Source organism: Nocardia sp. NPDC060220 (assembly GCF_042727815.1).
Taxonomy (GTDB): domain Bacteria; phylum Actinomycetota; class Actinomycetes; order Mycobacteriales; family Mycobacteriaceae; genus Nocardia.
In genome coordinates, this window is the sequence record NZ_JBHWZY010000455.1 from 1 (window position 1) to 5,526 (window position 5,526).

Below are 5,526 nucleotides of genomic sequence, written 5' to 3' on the forward strand. Positions count from 1 at the left end.
ATCGTGCTCGACGCGGAGATCGACGGCATCCCCGGACTCGATCTCCGGATCAGGGACGGCCGGATCGACGATATCGGACGGTCGCTGTCCACGGACGGGGCGACGGAGGTGATCGACGCGCGCGGTGGTGCCGTCATTCCCGGTCTCCACGATCATCACCTGCACTTACACGCCACGGCCGCCGACGCGGCATCGGTGCACTGCGGCCCACCGGCCGTCCCGAACCGCCGCGCGCTGGGCACTGCCCTGGCCGAGGCATCGGCCGACGAGCACGGCTGGGTTCGCGGCGTCGGCTATGTCGACACCGTCGCGGGCGATCTCGACGCGCTCGCCCTCGACGCCCTGCACGGCAGCCGACCGGTGCGAGTACAGCACCGCAGTGGCGCGATGTGGATCCTCAACACCGCCGCGCTCGTCGCAGCGCAGATCACCGACGCGGCGCATCCCGGCGTCGAATGCACTGCCGATGGTGTCCCGACGGGCCGGATCTGGCGCGCGGACAACTGGTTACGCACCCGGCTGCCACCCGCGACGCCGCCGCACCTCGGTTCGCTCGGCGCGATCCTCACCGGCTACGGCATCACCGGTGTCACCGACGCGACCCCCGATCTGTCGGCCCGCTCGGCAGCCGCACTGGTCACCGCTGTGACCGAGGGCGACCTGCCGCAGCGGTTGCACCTGCTCGGGGTCCCCCTGCGCGGCGAGCCCGCGCACAGCGTCACGCCACTGCCCGAACGGGTCAGCGTAGGACCGTACAAGATCGTCATCGCCGACTCCGGACTCCCACAGTTCGACGCGCTGGTGGATCGGATTCGCACCGCCCACCGCGGCGGGCGGGCCGTGGCCGTCCACTGCGTCAGCCGTGCAGCGCTGTTCCTGCTGCTCGCCGCCCTGGATGTGGCAGGAGATTTCCCGGGCGACCGCGTCGAGCACGCGGCGCTGGTTCCCGCCGACAGCATCGCCGATCTGCGCCGCCACCGCCTGCGGGTGATCACCCAACCGGGTTTTCTGTCCCAGCGCGGCGACTACTACCTCGACCACGTCGAACCCGACGACCTCGACGATCTGTATCGCTGCCGAAGCCTGCTCGCGCAGGGTGTCCCCCTCGCCATGTCCAGCGATTCGCCCTATGGCCCACTCGACCCGTGGGCAGTGATCGCCGCGGCCAGTCGCCGTTCCACCGAAACCGGCACGACCCTAAACGCGGACGAATGCCTCACGCCCGCACAGGCACTCGCGGGATACCTCACCCCCGTCGACGACCCGGGTGGGCGCCCGCGCCGGATTCGGCGGGGGGCACCCGCGGATCTCGTCGTGCTGCGAGCGCCGCTGGAACAGGTACTACGCGAGCCGTCGGCCGATGCCGTCGATCGTGCACTGTTCGCGTGAGCGCCGTGATCGTCGGCTACGGAGCGGGGAGCGCAACCGCCGGAACCGTATCGGCGACCTGCGTCGCCGAATCGTGCCAACCACAAGGTAACCCGCACGTGCGATACAGCCTGCGCTCGACCAACCCGCTCGAGAAGGCCCGAACCGTTTCCGATGCCTGCGCCGCGTAACCGCACCGTGGGCATTTCGCGAAATAGTCGAGCAGGTCGTGGCTCATGGTCCGAACCACCTCGCCGGGGATCGGCGCGTCGTGCTCGTCGGCGGCGGGTGACGCCGACGATCGCCGGTCGCCGATCGTGGGCGACCTGCGCCGAAAATCCTTGTAGTTCGTCATCGACCATCACCTCGGCATCCGCGAGAACCTGACACTCATACTGTTGCCACAACCATAGGTGAGAGAATTCGATCCCGAGTGCAGATCAGGGATATACTGTAACTATTACCGTATGACTTACAATCTTCCCGTGGAAGACATTTGGAACGACCTCGCGGCCTGCCTCGAACTTCGCTCGATACCCACACCGCCCACCGATGGCGCGGGATCGAGCCCGACCGGTCCGCCACACACCTTCGAGGGGCCGAACCAGCACCTGCCCCACCGGCGCCTTTTCGGCGGGCAGTTGCTCGGCCAGTTCGTGCGCACGGCGAACGCGGCGAACCCGAGCAAAGCGGTCAAATCCCTCCATGCGTCGTTCCTCCGGGAGGGCACCTCCGACACCCCCGTTCACTACCTCGCCGATCTACTGCACGACGGCCGCTCGTTCGGTGCGCTGACGGTGACCGCAACGCAGGGCCGCCGCCCGATCGCCACGTGCGCCGTCTCGCTCCACGCCGCCGAAGCGGGCCCGTCCTACCAGCCCCTTCGCCCCACCGCCTCACTGCCGGGCCCCGAGAACCGTGTCCGATTCGACCTACTCCCCTGGGACACCAGGTCGGTCACCGATCTCGACGCCCCCGGCTGTGGACGGACCGACTACGACCTGTGGATGCGGATGCCCACCCTCGACGACGAAGGCTCGGCCGCGGCGCTGCTGGCCTATTCCACCGACCTGAACGTGATCGGCACCGCGCTGCGCCCGTTCGACGGTATCGACCAACGCGGAAACGGCACCGCGTTCACCTCGGCGACGACCTCGCACACGGTCTGGTTCCACCGGCCGTTCGCCACCGACGACTGGCTACTCCTGCGCCACTACGGCGCGACGATCGCACACGGGCGCTGCTTCGGACGCGGGGACGTCTTCACGGCGGACGGCACGTTGGTCGCCTCGTTCGCCCAGGAGGCCCTGCTCAGGTTCCATGTCGACGCCGTCCCGGCCAGGTGAACCACAACTTATACTGTATGCATTACAGTAGCTAAGACTGCAGTGATGGAAGGGAACCAGATGACGAACACCGCCGACCCGACCGCGAGCCGGACCGAGGAGCAATTCCGCGATGCGCCGATCTTCGACGCCGACCAGCACATGTACGAGACCCCGGACTCGCTGACGAAGTATCTGCCGGAGCAGTACGCGCGTGCGGTGCAGTTCGCGCAGATCGGTCGGCAGACCCGGATCGTGATCAACAACAAGGTCACCGACTTCATCCCCAACCCGACCTTCGAGCGGGTCGCCGCGCCCGGCGCGCACGAGAAGTTCTTCGCGGGCGAGAACTCCGACGGGCTCACGCTGCGAGAGATGCAGGGACCCGCGATCGAGGCACCCGCGGCCACCCGCAATCCGGTGGACCGGATCACCGAGCTCGACCGCCAAGGAGTCGTCGAGGCCCTCAACTATCCGACGCTGGCCAGTCTGGTCGAGCATTCGGCGGCCGACGATCCACAGCTCACCCTGGCGATCATCCACGCGCTCAACCAGTGGATGGCCGAGCACTGGTCCTACAACTACGCCGACCGGATCTACTCGACCCCGATCATCAATCTGTCCGAGGTGGACGCGGCCCAGCGCGAACTGGAGTACATCCTCGACAACGGCGCGAAGGTCGCCCTGATCAAGCCGGGCCCGGTGAACGGCCTGCACGGCTGGCGTTCACCCGCATTGCCGGAATTCGATCCGTTCTGGCGCGATGTCGAGGCCGCCGGCCTGCCGATCGTGCTGCACGCCAGCTACCCCCCGCTGGACAGCTACATCGCCTCCTGGGAACCGCCGCACACCGCGAACTTCATGGCGCAGAGCCCCTTCCGCTGGATGGCGCTGGGCCACCGCGAGATCTCCGACATGATCACGAGTCTGATCTGCCACGGCACCCTGACCCGCTTCCCGAAGCTGCGTGTCGCCAGCGTCGAGAACGGCAGTTCGTGGATCTACCCGCTGTTCCACGACTTCGAAGACCTGTACAAGAAGATGCCGCAGAACTTCCCCGAGCACCCGCACGAGGTGTTCCGCCGCAATATCTGGGTCAGCCCGTTCTGGGAAGGGTGCGTGGCCGACGTCGTCGACACCGTCGGCTGGGACAAAGTCCTCTTCGGCTCGGACTACCCGCATCCGGAGGGTCTGGCCGAGCCGAAGGGCTTCTGGAAATACGCGGAAGGCATGGACGTCCAGCGCACCTACGACTTCATGGGCGACAACGCCCGCCGCTTCCTCGGACTGCCCATCGCCAACCCCGAACCGAGCGCCGCTACCACGACAACCCACTGACCCAACGACTTGCGCTGCCGCCGAATCGGATTCGGCGGCAGCAGCCTTCCGGCGCGCCCGACCTCAGACGCGCCTGCCATCGAGCAATGCGGCGAGCAGTACCAGGCTGTTGTGCGCCTCGACGCCCGCGACGGCCCGCGCGACGCCGCACCGGGTCACCGCGCTCGACTGCATTCGTTCGCCCGCCTCCGCGGTGCAGACGATGGCGAGCAGCAACTCGGTGATGCCGACCTGGTACAGCGTCCACAGCCGCTCAGGATCCACCGCGATGCCGGCGGCGGCGAGCCGGGCGGCATAGCGCTCGACGAGTCCGCGTTCGATCTCGCGCAGCAACTCGGGTTCCACCGACGCGTTGGCGAAGTAGGCGACATCGCGTATGCCACAACCCGTTGTCGAGATCTGCCAGTCCAGGAAGCCCGGTCCCGCGTCCTCGAAGAACAGGTTGCCCAGGTGCGGGTCACCGTGAATCAAGGTCTGCGGTTGACGCGCCCAGAAGGCGTCGATCTCCCTGCCCCGCTCGTAGAAGATCCGGATCTGCTCCCGGATCGTCGCCGGGACCAGGTCCGCGGCGGGCCCGGTGAGCTCACCGAGCAGACGGCGCCGGATCAGGAGCCCGAGCTGGGTTTCCACTTCCGACCGTGGGCCCGACGAAGTGCCCGCCGCCGCGTCCGCGGGGTCGCGCCAGAAGGCGGCATGCAGATCCGCCATGGCGTCGACGACAGCCTCCGCTTCGTCGCGGCCGAGCGGATCGACAACCGTACGAAAACGCGCGGTCGGCGACAGATCCTCCAAGACCAGAACATCGCGACCACGCACCCGGTCGGAGCGGGTCGCGTAGCAGCGCGGCACCCGGATCGGCGGCGTGTCGCCCAGTACGCGATAAGCGGTGACCTCGCGCGACCCGAGGCTGAACAGGTTCATCAGGACGTGCTGTAAGTAGTTGCGCGACGGCAGCTTCAGGAACAGGAACTCGGGAATATCGGCGTCCGAGGTCACCTCGATGCGCGCCCGCGCCGCGGTCCCGGAGTGGGATTCCACGACACGTATCCGATGGATCCGTTCCGGTGCCACCTCGAAGACCTCGGCGAGCCAGGCCTCGGTGACATCTTCCACGCGTAGCGGCACGCGCGCGGCGCCTCCCGGCACCGCGCGGTCCACCGCGACCCGCACCGCCTGCCCCACCGCCGATCCGACGGCTCGGGCAGTGAGTACCGAATCGCGCACTATCGGCCCCCGCCTTCTCGAGCGATCCGCTCGTTGTGGCGATGGACGAGCTCCCGGAATCCGATGTGGTCCCAACCGGGTTTGGGCTGGACGCCCCATTCGTCACGTGCGGTGGTCTGCCCGGCCGCCTCGGGCTGCCCGCCGAGCGGCGGTGCGTTGAAATCGGCGGGATACTGGCATTCCAAGGCGTCGTCGTCGTAGCGGACCTTGATCATCTCGTCGCAGATCTCCTGCAGCGACAGGGTCGGCCAGCCGTACCAGAGTGCGAGGG

The 5,526-nt window shown here is 67.8% G+C and carries 5 protein-coding genes and 1 pseudogene; 3 read left to right on the forward strand and 3 right to left on the reverse strand.

What is annotated here, in order from left to right:
- On the forward strand, nucleotides 1-1,389 hold a 1,389-nt coding region (locus ACFWF3_RS22265), incomplete at its 5' end, for an amidohydrolase family protein (protein ID WP_379315128.1).
- 16 nt (nucleotides 1,390-1,405) lie between these two features.
- Here the strand turns inward: ACFWF3_RS22265 and ACFWF3_RS22270 are convergent.
- The gene (locus tag ACFWF3_RS22270; protein WP_379315129.1) at nucleotides 1,406-1,723 is read right to left on the reverse strand and encodes a hypothetical protein; all 318 of its coding nucleotides are present in this window, start codon (nucleotides 1,721-1,723) and stop codon (nucleotides 1,406-1,408) included.
- A 130-nt stretch (nucleotides 1,724-1,853) separates the two neighbouring features.
- Between ACFWF3_RS22270 and ACFWF3_RS22275 the strand changes: the two genes are divergently transcribed.
- Both ACFWF3_RS22275 and ACFWF3_RS22280 read left to right on the forward strand, forming a co-directional pair.
- Nucleotides 1,854-2,714, forward strand: a complete 861-nt coding sequence (locus ACFWF3_RS22275) for an acyl-CoA thioesterase (RefSeq protein ID WP_379315130.1) — start codon at nucleotides 1,854-1,856, stop codon at nucleotides 2,712-2,714.
- A gap of 60 nt (nucleotides 2,715-2,774) precedes the next feature.
- Complete coding sequence (locus ACFWF3_RS22280; RefSeq protein ID WP_378992913.1) at nucleotides 2,775-4,031, forward strand: amidohydrolase family protein; 1,257 nt, start codon at nucleotides 2,775-2,777, stop codon at nucleotides 4,029-4,031.
- A gap of 63 nt (nucleotides 4,032-4,094) precedes the next feature.
- Here the strand turns inward: ACFWF3_RS22280 and ACFWF3_RS22285 are convergent, their stop codons facing one another.
- Both ACFWF3_RS22285 and ACFWF3_RS22290 read right to left on the reverse strand, forming a co-directional pair.
- Nucleotides 4,095-5,255 carry a phosphotransferase family protein gene (locus ACFWF3_RS22285; protein ID WP_379315131.1) on the reverse strand — a complete coding sequence of 387 codons (1,161 nt, stop codon included), beginning with the start codon at nucleotides 5,253-5,255 and terminating at the stop codon, nucleotides 4,095-4,097.
- Nucleotides 5,255-5,526 (reverse strand): annotated as a pseudogene (locus ACFWF3_RS22290) (hypothetical protein); the annotation flags it as partial. The gene ACFWF3_RS22285 and the pseudogene ACFWF3_RS22290, both read right to left, overlap by 1 nt.

Excerpts from the sequence above, each read along its gene's own strand:
- ACFWF3_RS22270 (WP_379315129.1), bottom strand. The coding sequence starts at position 1,723 with ATGACGAACTACAAGGATTTTCGGCGCAGGTCGCCCACGATCGGCGAC.
- ACFWF3_RS22280 (WP_378992913.1), top strand. The coding sequence starts at position 2,775 with ATGACGAACACCGCCGACCCGACCGCGAGCCGGACCGAGGAGCAATTC.